This window comes from Primorskyibacter sp. S187A, from assembly GCF_049800955.1.
Lineage (GTDB): Bacteria > Pseudomonadota > Alphaproteobacteria > Rhodobacterales > Rhodobacteraceae > JAKVBH01.
The window spans coordinates 1059930-1080055 of the sequence record NZ_JBNAGA010000002.1 but is presented as its reverse complement, the minus strand read 5'-3'; the positions used below and the strand labels follow the sequence as shown (position 1 = coordinate 1080055).

At 61.6% G+C, this 20126-nt stretch carries 17 protein-coding genes; 12 read left to right on the top strand and 5 right to left on the bottom strand.

What is annotated here, in order from left to right; all coding sequences use genetic code 11:
• Window positions 1–30: 30 nt before the first annotated feature.
• From ACP15S_RS16270 to ACP15S_RS16245, 6 genes are all read left to right on the top strand, one after another.
• Complete coding sequence (locus tag ACP15S_RS16270) at window positions 31–2703, top strand: molybdopterin-dependent oxidoreductase (RefSeq protein WP_425040683.1); 2673 nt, start codon at window positions 31–33, stop codon at window positions 2701–2703.
• Window positions 2704–2800: 97 nt separating this feature from the next.
• Window positions 2801–4072, top strand: a complete 1272-nt coding sequence (gene glp, locus ACP15S_RS16265; protein WP_425040682.1) for a gephyrin-like molybdotransferase Glp — start codon at window positions 2801–2803, stop codon at window positions 4070–4072.
• Window positions 4069–4596, top strand: coding sequence for a DUF2478 domain-containing protein (locus ACP15S_RS16260; RefSeq protein WP_425040681.1), 528 nt, complete (start codon window positions 4069–4071; stop codon window positions 4594–4596). The genes glp and ACP15S_RS16260 overlap by 4 nt, the downstream gene beginning before the upstream one ends.
• Complete coding sequence (gene moaA, locus ACP15S_RS16255; RefSeq protein WP_425040680.1) at window positions 4586–5596, top strand: GTP 3',8-cyclase MoaA; 1011 nt, start codon at window positions 4586–4588, stop codon at window positions 5594–5596. Before ACP15S_RS16260 ends, moaA begins: the two co-directional genes overlap by 11 nt.
• Window positions 5597–5622: 26 nt before the next feature.
• Window positions 5623–6060: a pseudoazurin gene (locus ACP15S_RS16250; protein WP_425040679.1), complete on the top strand. Its 438-nt coding sequence runs from the start codon at window positions 5623–5625 to the stop codon at window positions 6058–6060.
• A 14-nt stretch (window positions 6061–6074) separates the two neighbouring features.
• Entirely contained in the window at window positions 6075–6389 is a 315-nt protein-coding gene (locus tag ACP15S_RS16245; RefSeq protein WP_425040678.1) for a carboxymuconolactone decarboxylase family protein, read from the top strand.
• Between the two features lie 718 nt (window positions 6390–7107).
• On the opposite strand, the gene ACP15S_RS16240 is transcribed toward ACP15S_RS16245, so the two are convergent.
• Together ACP15S_RS16240 and ACP15S_RS16235 are read right to left on the bottom strand one after the other, a co-directional pair.
• Window positions 7108–8475, bottom strand: a complete 1368-nt coding sequence (locus ACP15S_RS16240) for a sensor histidine kinase N-terminal domain-containing protein (RefSeq protein ID WP_425040677.1) — start codon at window positions 8473–8475, stop codon at window positions 7108–7110.
• Window positions 8472–9146 (bottom strand): response regulator transcription factor, encoded by a 675-nt coding sequence (locus ACP15S_RS16235; protein ID WP_425040676.1) that lies wholly within the window; start codon window positions 9144–9146, stop codon window positions 8472–8474. Before ACP15S_RS16235 ends, ACP15S_RS16240 begins: the two co-directional genes overlap by 4 nt.
• Before the next feature lie 128 nt (window positions 9147–9274).
• On the opposite strand from ACP15S_RS16235, the gene ACP15S_RS16230 reads away from it, so the two are divergent.
• The 5 genes from ACP15S_RS16230 (at window position 9275) to ACP15S_RS16210 (ending at window position 15715) form a co-directional block, all read left to right on the top strand.
• Window positions 9275–10381: a tricarboxylate transporter gene (locus ACP15S_RS16230; protein ID WP_425040675.1), complete on the top strand. Its 1107-nt coding sequence runs from the start codon at window positions 9275–9277 to the stop codon at window positions 10379–10381.
• A 64-nt stretch (window positions 10382–10445) separates the two neighbouring features.
• Window positions 10446–12473, top strand: a complete 2028-nt coding sequence (locus ACP15S_RS16225) for a tripartite tricarboxylate transporter permease (protein WP_425040674.1) — start codon at window positions 10446–10448, stop codon at window positions 12471–12473.
• The gene (locus ACP15S_RS16220) at window positions 12473–13543 is read left to right on the top strand and encodes an isocitrate/isopropylmalate dehydrogenase family protein (RefSeq protein ID WP_425040673.1); all 1071 of its coding nucleotides are present in this window, start codon (window positions 12473–12475) and stop codon (window positions 13541–13543) included. The genes ACP15S_RS16225 and ACP15S_RS16220 overlap by 1 nt, the downstream gene beginning before the upstream one ends.
• Window positions 13540–14631 (top strand): 4-oxalomesaconate tautomerase, encoded by a 1092-nt coding sequence (locus ACP15S_RS16215; RefSeq protein WP_425040672.1) that lies wholly within the window; start codon window positions 13540–13542, stop codon window positions 14629–14631. The genes ACP15S_RS16220 and ACP15S_RS16215 overlap by 4 nt, the downstream gene beginning before the upstream one ends.
• 115 nt (window positions 14632–14746) lie before the next feature.
• Entirely contained in the window at window positions 14747–15715 is a 969-nt protein-coding gene (locus tag ACP15S_RS16210) for a D-2-hydroxyacid dehydrogenase family protein (RefSeq protein ID WP_425040671.1), read from the top strand.
• Here ACP15S_RS16210 and ACP15S_RS16205 read toward each other — a convergent pair.
• Genes ACP15S_RS16205 through tcuA form a run of 3 tightly spaced genes read right to left on the bottom strand, consistent with a single transcriptional unit; the run spans window position 15712 to window position 18873 of the window.
• The gene (locus ACP15S_RS16205) at window positions 15712–16419 is read right to left on the bottom strand and encodes a transporter substrate-binding domain-containing protein (RefSeq protein WP_425040670.1); all 708 of its coding nucleotides are present in this window, start codon (window positions 16417–16419) and stop codon (window positions 15712–15714) included. The genes ACP15S_RS16210 and ACP15S_RS16205 overlap by 4 nt on opposite strands.
• A gap of 11 nt (window positions 16420–16430) precedes the next feature.
• Window positions 16431–17498: a tricarballylate utilization 4Fe-4S protein TcuB gene (tcuB, locus tag ACP15S_RS16200; protein WP_425040669.1), complete on the bottom strand. Its 1068-nt coding sequence runs from the start codon at window positions 17496–17498 to the stop codon at window positions 16431–16433.
• On the bottom strand, window positions 17488–18873 hold the full coding sequence (gene tcuA, locus ACP15S_RS16195) for an FAD-dependent tricarballylate dehydrogenase TcuA (protein ID WP_425040668.1): 1386 nt from the start codon (window positions 18871–18873) through the stop codon (window positions 17488–17490). The genes tcuB and tcuA overlap by 11 nt, the downstream gene beginning before the upstream one ends.
• A 79-nt stretch (window positions 18874–18952) precedes the next feature.
• Here tcuA and ACP15S_RS16190 point away from each other — a divergent pair, with 79 nt between their 5' ends.
• Window positions 18953–19885 carry a LysR family transcriptional regulator gene (locus ACP15S_RS16190; RefSeq protein ID WP_425040667.1) on the top strand — a complete coding sequence of 311 codons (933 nt, stop codon included), beginning with the start codon at window positions 18953–18955 and terminating at the stop codon, window positions 19883–19885.
• Window positions 19886–20126: the final 241 nt, after the last annotated feature.

The following is a 20126-nucleotide window of genomic DNA, read 5'->3' as shown; positions in this document are numbered from 1 at the left end:
GCGTCAGATCGTCAGCCACAGGAGGCCAGCATGTCCTTTTCCCAACCGACCCGTCGCGCGTTTTTGCAAGGTGGCGCCGCCGCTTTTGGTGTCGCCAATCTGATGGGATCGACCGCACTTGCATCGATTGACCCCAACTCCCACGCCAACCGCATTTTCCACGCCACCCACTTTGGCCCCTTCGAGGCCGTGGTGCGCGAAGGCAAGCTGATCAACATCTCGTCCATGACGGAGATTGACGCCCAGCCGACCGAGATGCTGGCCTACGGCATCAAGGACCGCACCTATGACAAGAGCCGGATCAACTATCCGATGGTACGGAAATCCTATCTTGAGGGATGGGAGAGCGGCGACATCAAGCCCGAGCTGCGCGGCAAGGAAGAATATGTCCGCGTCGATTGGGATACTGCCTGGGGTCTTGCGGCCAAGGCGCTGCTGGATACCGCGACCAATCACGGCAACGAGGCAATCTTCAGCTCGTCTTATGGCGGCTGGTCCAACGCGGGCAGCTTCCGTCCGAACGTGTTGCAAGGCCGCTTGCTGAACCTCATGGGCGGCTGCACCAACACGCAAGGCGACTGGTCTGCCGGTGCCTCGCAGATCTCTCTGCCCCACATCATCGGGGACATGGAGGTCTATTCCGCGCAATCGGCGTGGGAGACTATTCGCGATGAGGGCGAAGTGTTCGTCCTTGTGGGCTGTGACCCGATCAAGAACAACCGCATCGAATATCGTGTGGCCGATCATGGGATGTATGCGCATTGGAAAGACATCCGCGATGCAGGCGTTAAATTCATCTCCATCAACCCGCAGCGCACCGCGTCTGACGAATATCTCGATGCCGATTGGGTGCAGATCGTGCCCAACACCGATGTGGCGCTGTTCCTCGGCATGGCGCATCACGTGCTCGATAAGGGTCTCGAAGACCGGGCCTATATGGACCGCTACACTGTCGGCGCCGACAAATGGATCGCCTATGTGAAGGGCGAGGATGACGGCGAGGCCAAGACCCCGGAATGGGCCGCTGGCATCACAGGCATTGACGCCGACAAGATCCGCGAACTGGCCGAGTTGTTTGCGACCTCCAACACCAACATCGCCGGCGCCTGGGCGCTGCAACGGGCGCAGCATGGCGAGTTGACCCACTGGGCGATCGTGAACTTCGCAGCCCTGACCGGTAAGATCGGCAAGCCGGGTTGCGGCGTGGGCTTCAGCTGGCACTACGGCAACGGCGGCATGCCCCAATCGGGCAAATCAACGCCATCGGGCATGAGCCAGGGTCGCAACTGGGTCAAGGGCGTTGTCCCTGCGAGCCGGATCACCGAGGCGCTGGAAAACCCCGGCAAGGAGGTCTTCTACAACGGCAACACCCACACCTACCCGGACATCAAGGTTGTCTTCAACGCGGGCAACAACTTCATGAGCCACCAGCAGGATACCAACCGGCTGATCCGCGCGCTTGAGAAGGTCGAGACCATCATCTCGGTCGATGTGTGGTGGACCGCTGCTGTCCGCTGGGCCGATATTGTGTTCCCTGCCGCCTCAAGCCTGGAACAGGACGACATCACCTCCGGCGGGACCTATTCGAACGACAAGGTCTACGCGATGAAAAAGGTCATCGAACCCGTGGGCGAGAGCCTGCCGGACTACGAGATCTTCGAGGGTCTGGCCGACAAGCTGGGTCTGTGGGCGCAGTTCACCGATGGTGAAGACAAGATGTACCACATCCAGCAAGCTTACGCGAAATCCAGCGCGGCAGAACACACCCCGTTCGAGGAGTTCTGGGAAAAGGGCTATGCCTTCATGGGCGTGCCAGAGGAGGCGCGCAAATGGACCCGCCACGGCGCGTTCTATGAAGACCCCGAAGGCAATCCGCTGCACACAACCTCGGGCAAGATCGAGATGTATTGCGAAGACTTCAAGAAATACGAGATCGACGACATGCCCGCCATGCCGATCTGGCTTGAAAAGCACGAATATCTCGGTGTGGCCAAGGAAGGTCAGCTGCACGTGGTCAGCCCGCACCCCTGGCACCGTCTGCACAGCCAGATGGACCAATCCGAAAGCCTGCGCGACCTTTACAAGGTGCAGGGCCGCGAGCCCGTGCGGATCAACAATCAGGATGCCGCGGATCGCGGGATTGCCGATGGTGATCTGGTCGAGCTGTATAATGACCGCGGGACTGTGATTGCAGGCGCCGTTGTCAGCGATGAGATCATGCCCGGTGTCATCTCGATCTATGAGGGCGCATGGCCACAGCTTGACAGCAAGGGGCGGTGCAACTCGGGTCTGGTGAACTTCCTGACCTCGACACAGCGCTCCTCGGGTCTATCCCAGGCGACCACTGCCAACACAACCCTGTGCTACATGCGCAAGTGTGAAGACCCCGAGGGCCCGAACATGGCCTATGAGAAACCCGCGATCATCGAGGATTACGAACTCGCGGCCCTGGACGAGGACAAGCTCGGCCTCGATCGGATCTACGACATCACCGACAAGCTGATGGCGAATATGGGACCGGGCGAGAAAATCTTCTACGAGCGGTGCACCGTCTGTCACGGCCCGCGCGAACCCTCCCACTTCTCGCAGCAGCAGTGGAAAGGCATCACGCCGTCCATGTTCCCCCGCGCGGGTCTCGATGAGGCCGAAGCCACGCTGGTCATGGAATACCTGATGGAGAATGCCTCCGACGCGGCGAATTAAGCTCGGATCACCAACTCAGTGGGAGGCCGGTTCATCCGGCCTCCGTACACAGGCGAGATTTTCATCTTTCTTCTCATCATTTCTCAAGGAGGCAGCAATGCATATGGAGCGTATCGAATCGGGCTGCGGCTGTGACCGTTTGCAAAATACGGCCTCGTTGATGCGCGTTGAGGATGCGGTGAACCGGGCGCTGGCTCTGGTCGCGCCCCTTGCAGAAACCGAGACCCTGCCGCTTGGCAAAACACGCGGTCGCACAAGCGCTGCACATGTTTCGGCCCCCTGCGCGCTGCCCCGTTTCGACAATGCCGCGATGGATGGCTTTGCGCTGCGCGCCGCTGATCTCGAAGGGCGGTGTTGTCTGCCCATCGCCGGGACTGTTGCGGCCGGTGACGTGCCCGGGCCTTTGCCGGATGGCGCCGCTCTGCGCATCTTTACCGGCGCGATGATGCCCGAGGGCGCGGATAGTGTCGTGATGATCGAGGATTGCATCGACAAGGGCCACAAGGTTCACGTTGAGCGAAAGCCAGGTCCCGGCGCAAACCTGCGTCTTGCAGGCAGTGATCAGGCCTTGGGCGCCCCATTGCTGCCCGCAGGCCAGCGCATTGCACCGCATCACATCGGTCTTCTAGCGGCCAATGGGGTCGATCAGATCACGGTGACGCGCCGCCCGCGTGTTGCGGTCTTCTCCACTGGGGATGAACTGCGCAGCGGTCCTTTGGGGCCGGGGCAGATCGCGGATGCCAACCGTCCGATGCTTCTGGCGCTGGCCGCCGAGGCGGGCGCGGAGGTGGATGATCTGGGCATCCTGCCCGATGATCTGGACGCGACGGCAAGCGCGCTGGCGCAGGTTGCCGGGCGCTATGACCTGATCGTGACCTCCGGGGCCGTCTCCATGGGCGGCAAGGATCACATCCGCGCCGCGTTCGAAGCCGCTGGCGGTCAGATCGAGGGATGGCGCGTGGCGATCAAACCCGGCAAGCCCGCCATGTTCGGCAAACTTGGCCCGTCAATCGTGACCGGCCTGCCGGGCAACCCCTTTGCGGTGCATGTGGGCTTTCACCTGTTTGTCCTGCCGCAAATCCAGCGTCTGTCCGGTCAGACCCCCCGCCCCTTTGCACCCGTGCCGGCGATTGCCGGGTTTGACTGGACACGCAAGGCAGGGCGCGCGGAGGTTTTCCCCGTGCGGCGGCGCGGCTTTGACGGCCACGGAACACCCATCCTCGAACGGCTGGGCCGCAGCGTCTCGGCGACGCTTTTGCCGCTCAGCGGGGCGGACGGGCTGGCAATTGTTCCGGCAACCACATCTGAAATCACCTCCGGCGACCGGCTTCTCTGGCGCCCGTTCTGTTATGATGGAGGCGCACAATGACCTTCCTTCCCTTGGCTGCGATCCGTTTTGAGAGTGGTGACATCGACGGCTTTCTTGCCGACATCGCGCGGAGCTTGTCGGAATGCGATATGCGCGTGCGCGGCGCGCTTCAGACCCGCGGCGCGGAGGGCGGTGAGTGCCACTGCGCCGATATGGACCTGACGACGCTCGGCTCGAACCGGACGTTCCGCATCTCGCAACCACTGGGCAACGGCTCGCGTGGGTGCCGACTGCATCCCGGCGCGCTGGCAGAATGCGCGTCGTATCTGGAACAGGAGCTGGAGGCAGGCGCCGATCTGCTTATCCTCAACCGCTTTGGCCGGGGCGAAAGCGAGGGACGTGGCTTTCGGGATCTGATTGGCAAGGCCATGACATTGGGCGTGCCGGTTCTCACGGCCGTGCGGCCAACCTATGCGGAGGCCTGGGCGGATTTTGGTGCGGGCCTTGCCTGCGATCTGCCGATGGAGCGCGCGGCAGTGCTGGACTGGGTCTGCCCGACCGAGGAATTGCGCCATGCCGTTTGATGCCTCCAATTCTGCGCCCTTTGTGGACAGCTTTGGCCGCGCAGTGCGCTATCTGCGCCTGTCTGTGACGGATCGTTGCGATCTGCGCTGCACCTATTGCATGGCCGAAAAAATGACTTTCCTGCCGCGCCGCGAGGTTTTGAGCGTGGGGGAGATGCTGAGGCTGGCGCGCGTCTTCGTGGCCCATGGCACCCGCAAGATCCGCATCACCGGGGGCGAGCCGCTGGTGCGTTCTGATGTGATGGAGCTCTTCGAGGGGCTGGCTGCCTGGCGCGCGTCCGGCAATCTCGATGAGATCACGCTGACAACCAATGGCACGCGTCTCGCCCGCTATGCCGAGGATCTGGTGCGCTGCGGCGTGCGGAGGGTCAATGTCTCGCTCGATACGCTTGATGCGGACCGCTACCGCGCGCTGACGCGGATTGGCACGATCCAGCGTGTGCTGGACGGCATCGACGCCGCGCGCGCCGCTGGTCTGCATATCCGGCTGAATGCGGTGGCCAGCCGGGGCGCCTTCGAGGCGGAGGTCGATGACCTGATCCGCTTCGCCCACGGGCGCGGGATGGATCTTGCGATCATCGAGGAAATGCCGCTTGGGCAGACTGGCTGCGACCGGGGGCAAACCTGCTTGTCCAACGCCAGCCTGCGCAAGGACCTCAGCCAACGGTGGACGATGACACCTGCCCGCAACGCCAGTGGAGGGCCCGCGCAGGTCTTTCGGGTCGCTGAGACCGGCGGCACGCTTGGGTTCATCTCGCCCATGTCCTGCAATTTCTGTGCCGCGTGCAACCGCGTCCGGCTGAGTTGTACGGGACGTTTGTTCACCTGCCTCGGCGAGGAAGGGTCGGTTGATCTGCGCGACGCGGCTCAACGCTCTGACGCCGCCGTGATTGCGGCGATCCGCGAGGCGCTTTGGCACAAGCCGGAACGACACAGCTTCGATCCGGCCACGATTTCAACACCCAACCTGGAGCGGCATATGTCGGCTCTGGGCGGATAAGACCTACAGAAAAAAGGATGAACGACATGAATCTGACACCCACACTGGCCGCACTCGCACTGGCCCTGACCTCCTCGCTGGCCTTCGCCGAAACCCACGAGGTGCGCATGCTGAACAAAGGTGAGGCCGGCGCCATGGTGTTCGAGCCGCGCTTCATTGCCGCCCAGCCCGGTGACACCGTGAAGTTTCTGGCCGTGGACCGCGGCCACAACGCGGAGACCATGAAGGGCATGGTCCCCGAGGGCCAGAAGGCGTTCAAGGGCAAGGTGAACCAGGAGATCGAGATCGAACTGACAGCCGAGGGCACCATCGGCGTGATCTGCAAACCTCATCTCGGGATGGGGATGGTCATGGTGATCCATGTCGGCGATGGTGAGATTGCCGAGGATTTCCTCGACGTGAGGATGCCCAAGCGGGCCAAGGCAAAATTCGAGGACGCCATCGCAGAGCGTCCGCAAAGCTGAGCGAAAGGAAGACCATGTCTAGCGATTTACCAGGGGCCGCCGGAGCGCTGTCCGAAAAACACCCGACAGTCTGGGAGGCGTATGCCGCCCTCGGAGAGGCCACAGCACATGCCGGTGATCTGACCGAGCGGGAGCGGCGGCTCGTCAAGCTGGCGCTTGCCATCGGGGCCGGATCCGAAGGGGCGGTGCATTCGCATACCCGCCGCGGGCTGGAGCAGGGCATCAGCGAGGCGGACCTGCATCAGGTCGCTCTGCTGGCCATCGGCACCCTGGGGCTGCCGCGCGCCGTTGCCGCCGGCACATGGATCGCAGATGTAACCGACGCCTGACCGCTGGCGGCCGGGCCGTCCTGGCCCGGCCCGACCTGCCATGAGGCTCCAACGCGGGGAATGACCGAGAAGCGCCCAAAGCACGCAATCAGGGCGCCATGGCATTCTGGATCGACGCAACGATACCGTCGGCATGAAAGAGCACGTCTTCGCCTTGCTGGCGGCTCACTTTCTTGGCCCTCACCCGCTCTTCCGAACCCGGACCCGACGTCAATGATTGTCTCTTGCAGCAACGCCGCAAAGGACAAGCGCAACAGCGCGCATCATCCCTTTGCCGAGGCTTTCCTTGACGACACTGCTTGATGGATCGTCAACGGACTGGACCGCCGATGAAACAGAACATGGGGCAGGACGAAAACGGTTATTCTCCGCCGACTTATGGGCCACTGGACGTCGTGAAGGCGCCCAGGAAACGCGGTGTTTCTTGGGGCGGGCTCTGGCAGCGCAGAGATCCGACCGTCGGGCGCGTTCACTCGCTCAGCGGGTTGCAACCGGACCCATGCAACCAGTTGGTCAATGTCCGGTTGGGGCCGGAGGCTTACATCCCGCCACCAAAATCACTCGACTTTGAGTAGCTGGGCCATTCTCACACGTGTTGCTCGCTGCCTTTGGCGCAACGAAAGCCGATATGCCCGCAACTTTCCAACGAAGCCAAGTTGAGATCGGAAATGTCGGCTAGGATTTGTTTCCACGGCCAAATGTATGGACCACGCGCGTTCTACGCGGCGACACGCGGAAAGACCATTTGAACGGCTGCGCCATCGGGGTCGTCCAGCAAGTGCAAGTGTCCGTCATGCTGAGACATGACCCGTTGAGCAATCGCCAGTCCCAATCCACTGCCAGGGCCAGCGCCTGCCTGCCCAAACCGGCTGATGGCCACCTGTCTTTGATCGGCAGGAATGCCGATGCCGTTGTCATTGATCTGAACCACCGCATCTGACGTGGTCTGCGACAGACGGATCAGGACAGTGTCTACAGACGGTCCGCCATGGACAATCGCGTTGTTGAGTACGTTGAGGAGCGCTTCCTGAATCATGACCCGGTCACCGACGATCTGCGGATCCTGCTCGGTGAAACTCAAGGAAAGCACAACGCCCTTTTTCGCGGCGTCCGGTCGGAAGCTGTCAGATACGTCATGGATCAGAGCTTTCAGGGAAAGCACTTCGGAACTGGCCGAAAAATCGCTGCCAGCCGCGCGCTCGAACGACAGGAGCTGATTAGTCAAACGGCTGGTTTGCTGGGCCGCTTTTACCAGTTCTGCGCTGCGCGTTCTGGCGGCTTCGGGATTGGGCGCGTTCTCGACGGCTTCTGCAAGGGCCAGGACGCCGGCCACGGGATTTCTCAGCTGATGCGCGGCGTTCGAGATGAATTCATCCTTGGAACTGATGCGCCGTGAAACGCGATCCAGCAGCGTGTTCACCGTGGTGACGATGCCACGGGCTTCCACGGGCACCTGACGGCGGATTGGCTCCAGCTCGGTGGCGGAGCGTTTTGCAATCGCGCTCTCCAGATCAAGCAAGGGGCGAAGGCCAAAGCCCACACCGAACCACACGATGAGGCCCACAGACGCCACCAGCAATGCGATGCCCGTGATCGAGCGGATGACCAACTCGTTCACGAAAGCCTGCCTGAGATCCGCATCTTGCCAGACCGTCACATTGAAGACACCCGACACGTCGCCCACAGTCGTGATATATTGAAACCTGAGAACGCGCACGTCCTCTCCCTGATATCTCGCATCATAAAAGACGGGTTCGGCGAGATTGGCCGCGCTTACCAGGGAAGACACGGGCGGTGTTGAATATCCCGTCACAAACACACCATCAGGGGCGTAGACGTGATAGAAAACCTCTCCGCCCGATGTGTTGTTGATCAAACTTCGTGTGTTCGGGCTGAGCGCGTCGCCGTCAGATATCGCAACATCTCGTGAGATCGCCAGTGCGGCGGATAGCAATCCCCGGTCAAACATGTCCTTGGCGCGCGCGGTCTCTGCCGAGTATTGCCAGATGGCGACGCCCGCCGCGATGATCAAAAGCGGCGTCAGGATGATCGCAATCAATCTGGAGCGCAAAGAGGGAAAGATCATGCGACGTCGTCCACACGCAGTTGATATCCCAAGCCGCGTTGAGACTTGATCTGGACGCCGAAGGGTTTGAGCCTGCCCCGCAACCTGGACACATGCACTTCGACAACGCTGTCTTCCACATCCGCACCTGTCCCGTAACAATGCTCAATCAGGGCCGATTTCGAGACCAACCGGCCATTGGCCATCGCGAGGCATTCGAAGACGGACAGTTCGCGGCGCGGAATGGCAATCTCCTGTCCCGCGTTCAGAAACTGGCGCGATGACACGTCAAATTGCAGCGGGCCGACCGTCAGGACCTGTTGCTGTGGCGAGGGTCTGCGCCGCAACAGGGCACGCACGCGCGCTTCCAGCTCGGCCATTTCAAAAGGTTTGATGAGATAATCGTCCGCGCCCGCATCCAGCCCCACGACGCGGTCTTTGGTGTCTGCCCGTGCCGTCAGCAGGATCACAGGCCGCACATCGCCCCGCTCGCGCAGCTCTTTGAGAAGCGAAAGCCCATCAAGCCCGGGCAGGTTGATGTCGAGAATAATGAGGTCGGAGCGGTCATCTTTCAGGAATTCCTGTGCGTGATCGCCATTGTCGAGATGATCCACGGCATGACCGGCATCCTCAAGGCTGTAGGTTATGCCCTTGGCAAGGCTGGTATTGTCTTCAACCAGAGTGATGCGCATCGCAATTGCTCCCGTGTCGAAAGTTTCACGCAAGGTTCGCAGGTCACTGTAACGCCATCAACAGGGGCGGACACCCCGGGATGATTCGAAAAGTCGCGTTGAGCAAATGCGCAAATTGGGAGGAACATATGTCCATCACAAAAACCACGCGCCGCGTGGCCTGCAGTCTCGTGGCAGCAGCAGCGGCAAGCTTTGCAACCGGCGCGGTTGCTGGCGGCCATGGCATCGATCTTGAAGGCAAAACCGTTGAGTGGATCATTCCATTCTCCGAAACCGGCGGATCAGCGAAATGGGCGAATTTCTATGCGCCGCTTCTGTCCGAGGCCCTGCCCGGTCAGCCGACGGTTGTTGTCAAATTCATGCCCGGCGCTGGCTCGACCAAAGGGGCCAACTTCTTTCAGGAACAGCAATACGACGACGGCACGCTGATCTTCGGCTCTTCGGGCTCGACGCAATTCCCCTTCCTGCTGGGCGATCCGCGCGTCAAATATGATTATGCCGACTGGAATGTCGTCCTCGCGTCCGGTACCGGCGGTGTCGCGTATCTGCCGCCAGAGCTTGCGGCCAAAATGGACGGGATGGACGCCACGGGCCTTCAAGGCGAGGATTTCATCTACGGCAACCAGGGCGCCACGCGGCTTGACCTCGTGCCAACGCTGGCATGGGAAATGCTGGGCCTGAATGTCGAGAGTGTCATGGGCATCAAGGGCCGCGGCGACGGCCGGCTGATGTTTGAGCGCGGCGAAGCCAATATCGACTATCAGACCTCCTCGTCCTACCTCTCCGGCGTCACGCCGCTGGTGGAAGCGGGCACGGCTGTGCCAATGATGACATGGGGCGCACTGGATGATGCGGGCAACATTGTGCGCGATCCGACCTTCCCGGACATCCCGACCTTCAAGGAAGTCTGTGACGCAACGCCCGCCTGCGAGACATCCGGCGAGAAGTGGGATGCATGGAAAGCCTTCTTCATCGCAGGCTTCCCGGCCCAAAAGATGGTGTTCCTGCCCGCAGGCGCCTCGGCGGACGCGATGGCGACCTACACCGCCGCTTTTGAAGCCGTCAAAGCGCGTGCGGATTTCGCCGAGATTTCCAGCAAGCGCCTAGGCAAGTATCCCCAGATGACAGGGGCCGCGGCGGAAACAGCCAAGGCCAGCGCAACCTCTGTCTCCCCTGAAGCCAAGGCGTTCATCGTCAACTGGCTGCAGGAAAAATACGGCGTCTCGCTGAACTGATCCTTGTTTTTTGAGCGCCCCGCCCTCGCGGGGCGTTTTTACAAGCAAGGGGAGAATTGGAGCCATGGACGTTATCATGGAGGCTCTGCCGGCTTTATCAGACGCCTGGGCACTGATCTTGCAGCCCATTGTGTTGGGCTATCTGGTGCTCGGTGTGGTCATGGGGCTGTGCATTGGTGTCTTTCCCGGTCTGGGCGGCATTGCGGGCCTGTCGCTGCTATTGCCGTTCATGTTTGGAATGGACCCGATCCTGGGGCTTGCCCTGATGGTTGGCATGGTCGCCGTGGTGCCCACGTCTGACACCTTTGCCTCCGTGCTTATGGGGATACCGGGTTCCTCGGCCAGTCAGGCCACAGTGCTTGACGGGTTCCCCATGGCCAAAAAGGGCAAGGCGGCGCGCGCATTGTCGGCGGCCTTTGCCTCGTCGCTCTTTGGCGGCTTGGTGGGTGCTACGTTTCTGACAGGTTTCATCCTGATCGCGCGACCGATCGTGCTGGAATTCCGCACGCCTGAGCTGCTGATGATCACGATCTTCGGGTTGTCGATGGTCGGCATCCTCGCAGGCCGTGTTGCGATCAAAGGGATCGTCGCTGCGGGGCTCGGCATGTTGGTCGGCACCATCGGCGAAGGCGCCTCGTCGGGCGATCTGCGCATGTCGTCCTACGACTTTCCCTACCTGACGGACGGGCTGAAGCTTGTCATTGTCGGTTTGGGCATTTTCGCCATTCCCGAGATCATCTCGCTTCTGCGCCGCGACCGCGCCATTTCCTCCGAGCCGCAACTGGGCGGCGGGTGGCTCGAAGGCGTCCGGGACTGGTTCGCCAATATCTGGCTGTCGGTGCGCTGCTCAATCATCGGTGTCGTCGTCGGCGTGATCCCCGGTCTGGGCGGCTCTGTGGTGGATTGGATTGCCTATGGCCATGCGGTGCAGACCACCAAGGACAAGTCCAACTTCGGCAAAGGCGAAGTGCGTGGCGTGATCGGTCCGGAAAGCTCGAACAATGCCAAGGAGGGCGGCGGGCTTGTCCCGACATTGCTCTTTGGCATTCCCGGCTCGGGCTCCATGGCGATCTTTATCGGCGCGATTGCCCTGCTGGGATCGGGGCAGATCGAGGTCGGCCCGGCGATGCTGCAAAACAACCTCGACATCACCTATTCCATCGTGTGGTTGCTGGCCCTGGCCAATGTCGTGGGGACAGTCATCTGCATCGCCGCATCCGGCGGCATCGCCAAGCTGACCACCATCCGCTTTGTTCTGCTCGCGCCCTTCCTGTTCATGATCATCAGCTTTGCGGCATTCCAGTCGGGCCAGAACCTGATGGACCTGGTCGCGCTCTTTGCCATTGGTTTGCTGGGCATCCTGATGCGCCGCTTTGATTGGTCGCGTCCGGCCTTCCTGATCGGGTTCGTGCTGTCGACACCGGCGGAGAACTACGCCAACCAGGCCGTTCAGATTGCCTCATCACGGTTCCGCAAGGGCTTTGAAGAAGGGCTTGAATACATCTTCTCGCCCATCGTCATCGTGTTGTTGATCATCACCATCCTCTCCGTCGTCATTGGCCTGCGTCAGGCCAAGAACATCATGGCGGAGGGCGATGTGCAGTCGGGGAGCAAACGGGCGCCGTTCATCTTCCTGCTCGCCGTGACGGGCTATATCGCCTACGCCTTCTATGATGCGGCGTCTATCCCGTCCTACAGCCGGGACCGCGTCTTCCCGATGTTTGTCGGCGCTGTCTGCCTTGTCGGGTGCCTCGCACTCATCGTGCGCGCGATGCTCAAGCCGGAGACGGACACGATGTTTGCAGATCGCGAGCGGGAGGGAGACGATGCCGAGGCCACTTATGGCCTGTGGCCCACGCTTGCATGGTTTGCAGGGCTGCTGGTGCTGACCTCGGTGCTGGGTTTCGTACTCGCCCTGGCCATTTTCCTGTTCAGTTTCATGAAGATCCGCGCCGGTCTCTCGATCGCGCTTGCAGGCGCATATATGGCGGCAGGGCTGGCGTTCATGTGCTTCATGGCGTGGCTGCTCAACCGCGACTTTCCGCCCGGTCTCTTGCAAGACTACGCTGACTTGCCCTGGCCGCTGGGATAATGCCGATGCCCTCACTCAAGCTCTTGTGTCTGGAAGGCGACGGGATCGGCCCGGAGATCATGCGCGCGACGCTCAAGGTCCTTGAGGCTGTGCGGCCCGATCTGCACCGCGCGGTAGAGATCTCGCAGGCAGATATCGGCTTTGCGGCCTTGCAGCGCGATGGCACGACCTTGCCGGAGGATGTGATCGCGCGGGCGAAGGCATCAGATGCCGTTTTGCTGGGACCGGTCTCCCACAATGAGTATCCCCCCGTCAGCGCCGGTGGCGTGAACCCCTCCGGCGCGCTGCGCAAAGCGCTTGATCTTTATGCCAATATCCGACCGGCAAAATCCTGGGCCGGGCTGCCGCATCCGATTGCCAAACCTGTGGATCTGATCGTGGTGCGCGAGAACCACGAAGGGTTTTATGCCGATCGCAACATGCATCAGGGACCGGGAGAATTCATGCCGGTGCCCGGCGTGGCACTTGCCATGCGGCGCATCACCCATGACGCCTCACAGCGGATCGCCGAACGGGCCTTTGCCATTGCCGCGGAGCGCCCCGCCAAAAAGGTGGCGGCGATTCACAAAGCCAATGTCATGCGGCTCTCTGACGGTTTGTTTCTCGATGTGGTGCGGAGCGTGGCTGCGAGCTATCCCGGCATTGCCTATGAAGAGGTTCTTGTGGACGCCGCCGCAGCGCATCTCGTGCGCAGCCCGGAGCGGTTTGATGTTCTCGTGACCACCAACATGTTTGGCGACATCCTGTCCGATCTGGCCTCGGAGCTGGCTGGCGGCCTGGGGCTTGCCGGCTCGTTGAACGCAGGCCCGAACCACGCCGCCGGACAGGCTCAGCATGGGTCAGCGCCCGATATTGCCGGACAGGACCGTGCCAACCCCGTGTCCCTGATATTGTCGCTCGCCATGCTCTTGCGCCACTTCTGCGAAGATGGCGCCGCCGGGCGTATCGAGACCGCCGTGGCGCATCTGCTCGCTGACCCTGCGACGCGCACGGCCGATCTCGGCGGTGCCTTGGGCACGCAAGCCTTCGCGGATCACCTTGTGTCCGCCCTCAAAAGGAACGCGGCATGACGCAGACGGCCATTCCCTTTCTCTTCATGCGCGGCGGCACGTCGCGCGGCCCCTACATGAAACGCGCTGATCTGCCCGAAGACCGCGAGACGCTCGCGCGCGTTTTGATTGCCATGGTGGGCGCGGGGCATCCCTTGAATATCGACGGGATTGGCGGCGGCGCGGCTGTGACAACCAAGGTCGCCATGCTCGCGCCCTCCGCCGATCCTTGGGCCGATATTGACTACTTCTTTGCCCAGGTCAGCGTCGAAGACGAACTTGTGGATTTCAAACCCACCTGCGGCAATATCCTCTCCGGCGTCGGGCCCGCGGCAATCGAAATGGGTCTGGTTGAACCCACCGGGCCTGAAACGACCGTAAACATCCTGGCGGTGAACACCGGCGCGCGTGTGACGGCGGTTGTTCAGACGCCGGACGGAGCTGTCAGCTACGACGGCGAAGCGCGGATTGACGGCGTGCCCGGCACCGCCGCCCCCGTGGCCCTGCAATTCAAAGACACCGTCGGAGGCGTCACAGGGGCCTTTCTGCCAACCGGGAACCACGTGGACACGATTGACGGCATCGAGGTGACCTGCATGGATGTGGCCATGCCCATTGTGATCGCGCGTGCGGAGAGCTTCGGGCTCACGGGGTATGAAACGGCGGCGGAGCTGGACGCCAATACAGCCTTTTATGACCGGATGGAGCCTCTGCGCCGCAAGGCCGGTGCGCTGATGGGGATGGGCGATGTCTCGGCCTCCGTGACACCGAAATTCGGCCTGCTCGCCCCGGCTCGCGAAGGTGGGACAATTACAACCCGCTATTTCATGCCGTGGAAATGTCACCCGAGCATGGCCGTCACAGGGGCGCAGTGTCTGGCATCCTGCGTCTTGACACCGGGGACCGTTGCGAAGGGCCTCGCACATGTGCCCAATGAGACGCCTGCAAAGATCGTTCTGGAACATGCCTCAGGGTCGATTGACGTGTTGGTCGATTTTGACAACACGTCCGATGGGTTTGTTCTGAATTCCGCCGGACTGGTCCGCACAGCCCGCAAACTGGCCGCTGGACAGGTCTTTGTTCCCAGTGACGTCTGGGATGGGACATGACGGCGGGCCGGATCCGTCACGCTGCGGGAGGCCGGGCCTCCGGGCGGCACAAGGCGCCATCGCGCTTCGACGCGGCGACGCGGATGCCAACAAGGTTTGCGGGGAGTGAACGGCGATGAAAGTACATATTCTCGACGACTGGTTCGACACGCTGCGCGGTCTTCCATGCTATGCAAAACTCGGGGGCCATGACGTAACCGTCTGGACCGACCACCAGCCCGATCCATTATTGCTTGCGGAGCGGGTCCAAGACGCCGAAGCGCTTGTCCTCTTTCGGGAACGCACCAAAATCGGGGCCGATCTGGTATCGCGCTTGCCCAAACTGAAGCTGATCTCGCAGCGCAGCGTCTATCCGCATATCGATGTGGAGGCCTGCACGGCGCATGGTGTGATGCTGTGCTCGAACATGCATGGCGGCACACCCTCCTATGCAGCCGCAGAACATACGCTGGCCCTCATGCTGGCCAGCTACCGGCAAATTCCGCAACAAACCGCCTCGCTCAAAGCGGGCACCTGGCAAAGCGGCGTGGGCCGGACCTTGCGGGGGCGCACGCTGGGTCTTTATGGCTATGGCCGCATCGCGGGCGCCGTGGCGGGCTATGCCAAGGCCATAGGGATGAAGGTGCAATGGTGGTCGTCTGAGGCCGGGCGCGCCCGCGCCGCGCGAGACGGGGAAACCGTGGCCACGTCACGCGAAGCGTTCTTTGCGAGTTCTGACATTGTCAGCCTGCACGTGCGGCTCAAGCCCGAAACACGCGGGATCATCACCGCAGACGATCTGGGCGCGATGCAACCGCGCGCGCTTTTCGTGAACACCTCGCGCTCAGGTCTGGTCGCCGCCGGGGCGCTGGAGGCCGAGATTGCCCAAGGGCGCATCCACGCAGCGGTGGACGTGTTTGACAGCGAGCCGCTGACCGATAGAAATCACTTGCTGCTGACGCATCCCAACGTGCTGGCGACGCCGCATATTGGCTATGTGACCGAGGACGAATTCGACCTGCAATTCTCCGACATCTTCGATCAGGTGAATGCCTTTGCCGATGGCGCGCCAATCCATGTCATCAATCCGGAGGTGGCGACTTAGGACACATGCGCTCCACTCGGGACCGAGGCCACAAATCCATCCGCGATGCACCGCCCGACGAAGGCATCGAGCACATCGATCAAAGGGTGATCATGGCCGGGCAAAACCATCGCTTGTTCCACCTTGGTCAACACGCCGGGCAGAATGCGAAAATCCGGGTCGGCACCAAAGGCCTGTTCGAGCGAAGCGCGCACCCCGGCAACCGCGTCCCACCCCCCACTTCGAAAACGCTCAAAGCTTTCGGACGGGGTGCCCGACCTGTCGTGTTTGGCATGCTGGAGCATCTTGCTCAGATGCAGATCATAGGCCGAGTCTTTGGAGGTCAAAAGCCGCAGGCCGTCGCGGTCCACCTGGTGGACGTCTTCTATCGCTGAGCCCGCGCGCACGGCGAAGGTCGCCTCGATTGTGATGTAGGGCCGCGTGAAGGCCACCTTTTCTGCGCGCTTCGGGTCTACCGCCAAAAACGCCACATCCCAGCGGTCGCGATCTGCATCCTCGAACACCTGTCCTGCACCATCATAAACAACCGGCTCAAGCTGCACGCCAAGCTCAGTGGCCAGACGGCGCGCCAAGGCAGGGCTGATCCCGTGCAAGCCGCTCTCGCCTTGCTGCACGAGAGCGCGATTGCCGGTGTTGATGGCCGCTCTGAGCGCGCCGCCCCGTGGCAGATTTTCAAGCCGCTGGGGGATCGCCGTCTCCTTCATTGCATCCGCGCTTATTGTGTCCGTTGCTTTTCAGCTTCACGTGTCAGCGCCGCCATGCGGTAAAACCCATGCGCCATTTTCGAATAGGGCGTCAGCACGAAAAACGTCAGCACCGTGCCAAGATGGATCGGCAGCAACCAGGCCACCAGGCCTGTGCCCGTTGCCGCGTAGAGGAGCAGTCCTGTCGCGCTGACAGCGAAGAGCAAGAGCACAAAGGCCATTTCGCCGCCCCAAACCCTGGGCGCCCCAAGGTTCCGGTCAGCCTTGGTTTTGAGATAGGCCAGACCGGCGGTCCCGATACACAGAAGGATGCCACCGGGCACTCCGAACAGTTTCGGCAGGCTGAAAAGCCCGTAAGGCGCGTGCAAGCCAAACCCATAGTGCAGAATGGTGCCGCTGGAGGTCGAGGCAAAGCACAGCAAGAAGCCGTAGAGCGTCGCCTGGTGGAAGTATCGCCGCGCGTGGCTGAACCGGTCTTCATCCTCGAAGTTGCACCCCTCCCCATGGCCGCCTTCGAGGTTCTTCATCCGCCCCGCAGATTTCGCGGCCGCGATCAGATCGGCCAGATGGAAGCGCCCGCCGCCAACGCTCTTCCAATATGAGCCAAGCGACATCGCAATCGCGAGAAGCGGGAGAAGAAAGGCAGGCGCAAAAATCGCCACCATCAGGGAGTGGGACATATAGGCATAAAAGCCCTCCCCTCCCGCCGGACGCAGCCCCTGCGCGAGCGCAAAGAGCAAGGCAATGGCCACGGACACGCCCAGCCCAATCGCGACGCCCGAACGATCGAACAGGGCTGCAAATCCCGCGGGCCACGCATGGGATTTCCAGCTCTCCTGCCGCACTTCGGCCAAGGCCTTCGGCAGGTTCAGATCGAATTCATGGGGCGCGGTATATTGGCAGGCATAATAGCAGCCCCGGCAATTGTGACACAGATTGGCAAGCTGCGTGATATCGCCATCCGCAAAGGCGCGTTCGCGGTGCAGCGCGGGAAAGACCGAGCAATAGCCCTCGCAATACCGGCACGCATTGCAGATTTCGGCCTGGCGGCGCGCCTCGGCAAAAAGATCAATTTGCATGTTTTGCGGCCTCCCGCCCTGCGATGCGTCCAAAAACAGTGCCGATGGTCATGCCGAATCCCGCAAGATATCCCTGACCCAGGATCGATCCCGCCATGGTTTCGCCCGCAGCCCACAGGTTGCGCACGGGTCGGTTGCCCACCGAGCATTGCGCGTTCTCGTCCACCTTCAGGCCCAGATAGGTGAAGGTCACGCCAGTTCTGAGCGCATAGCCATAAAAGGGCGGCGCGTTGACCGGCCGGGCCCAGTTGGTCTTCGCGGGCGTGATGCCGGAGGTCGCGACATTGTCCAACTCCGTCGGCTTGAACCCGGAGGTATCGCCGCACGCCGCGTTAAAATGATCGACAGTCGCCCGCAGCGCATCGGCAGGCAGCTCCATTTGAGCCGCAAGGTCCTCAATGGTGTCTGCTTTCAGCGGTGGAAACACGGAGGGCATGAACAGATCAATCGATTTGGCATCGATGATGGCATAAGCCACCTGATCCGGCTGCCCGGCGACCAGCCGCCCCCAGATGGCATAGCGTTTCGGCCAGATGTCCTCGCCCTCGTCGTAGAACCGCTCCGCGTCTTTGTTCACGACAATGGAAAACGGCACGCAGTCCAGACGGGTCACAATGCCGCCGTCGAATTTCGGAGCCCGCCCGTCGATCGCCACGGCATGACATTGCGTCGGATCGCCGACCTGTTCGACCTTTTGCTCCAGCAGATCCGCCAGAACAACGCCGCGGTTGTAGGGCGTGCCGCGGATCAGAAAGTTCCTCGCGGCAGGGCCCCACGCGCGGGCCAGCCAATCGGTATCGGCCTGAAACCCGCCGGAGGCGACCACCACGGATTTGGGCGTGAGCCTGACCGAGGCGCCGTTTTGCGTGTAATCGACCCAGATGACCCGATCGTCCTCCATCTCCAGATGGGTGACTTCGGCATCATACGCGACCTGCACACCCAGCGCTTCCGCCGTGCGGTAATAGGCGTTCACCAGCCCTTTGCCGCCCCCAAGAAAGAAGGCGTTTGTCCGCGCCAGAGAGAGCGTGCCCGACAGCGACGGCTGAAACCGGACGCCGTGGTCCTGCATCCAGGGGAGGCATTCCTCGGAGGTCCGGATGGCCAGGCGGGCCAGATGCTCGTCGGTCTTGCCTTTCGTCACCTTCAGCAGATCGTCAAAGTATTCTTCTTCGCTGTAGCTCTCCACCAAAGGCCCCAGCGGCCCGCTGTGCATGCAGCGAAAATTGCGGGTGTGGCGGGAGTTTCCGCCCCGGTAGGCTTTGGGCGCCGCCTCCAGAATGAGTACGCTGGCACCAGCTTCTGCCGCTGTGATCGCTGCGCAAAGAGCTGCGTTGCCGCCGCCGATAATCACGATGTCTGGTGTATGCGCCATGATATCCCCTGCTTCCCCCGAAGCTCTACCATCCGCCTATTTATTTGACTAATGCAGCTTTTCTCCCCATTGATGCAATATGCGGATTAATTTTGATTTCACGGATCTGGAGGCCTTTCTCGCGGTCCTTGAAACAGGCTCGTTTCATCTTGCCTCAGCGCATCTCGGATTGTCGCAATCATCGGTCACCCGGCGCATCCGGAAGCTTGAAGTCGCGCTGGACACTCCGCTTTTCAACAGGACGACGCGCGATGTCAGGCCCACACTCGCCGCAAAACGATTGAAAGTGCGCGCCGAGCATATCCTGGGCGAAACGCGGGAAACCGCCCGCGCCTTGCGGGACGAAAGCTCAGCCTATGCGCATCAGCTGTCTCAATCCCTGACAATCGCGACCGTTCCGACCGTCATTGCAGGGCTGCTCGCACCGGCTCTGAAATGCCTGCAGCAGGAGTTTCCGTCGGCGCGCTACCGGGTTCTGGACATTGGCGCCAACGAAGTGGCCGAAGCAGTGGCCGAAGGCGAAGCTGATATCGGCATCTGTCCGGTACCCGCGTTCGAACCGACAACCACCTTTGAGTTCATATTCGATGATCCCCTGGTCATTGCCCTGTTGCCGGAGCACCGGCTGGCCTCCAGACCAAATGTGAGCTGGGCGGATGTGTCGGAGGAAAACCTGATCTTGCCACGGCGCGGGACTGGAAACCGCATGTTGATCGACGACGCCTTGGCGCGGACCGGAGTGCCACTGGTCTGGACCATTGAAGTTGGCAGAACAACCACGGCTCTCGACTGTGTCTGCGCCGGTTTGGGCATCGCGCCACTGCCAAAATCCGCCATCATTGCACAGGAGCGCGCGCCTTTTCTGGTCAAACCCGTGGCCGCGCCCGCAATCGCCCGCCCTATCGGATTGCTCAAAAGGAAAGGCTATCGCGATGGCGTGCTGTCGCGGCGGTTTTCCGAGGCGATACGGGCCTCAGCTGCACCTGACTTTGCTTTGGATGCTGACGCATGAGGCCGGGTGCGCCTGTGTGATCCCGATGCGGCAACGTCCTTGCGTGCCCGGGATCGGACGGGTGGTCGGGCGCAGGCCTCACAAGGGCGCAGCAACCAGACTGTGCGCTGAACATCCCCTTTGGGCTGTCCTTGCGCAGATCAACGCCGGCTTTTTGCCCATCACAGCTCTGCGCGCACGGCGCGGCATCTGGCAAGGCTTCGGCTCAAAGCAGAGGATGCTCTCCATGCCAAAAGAAAAC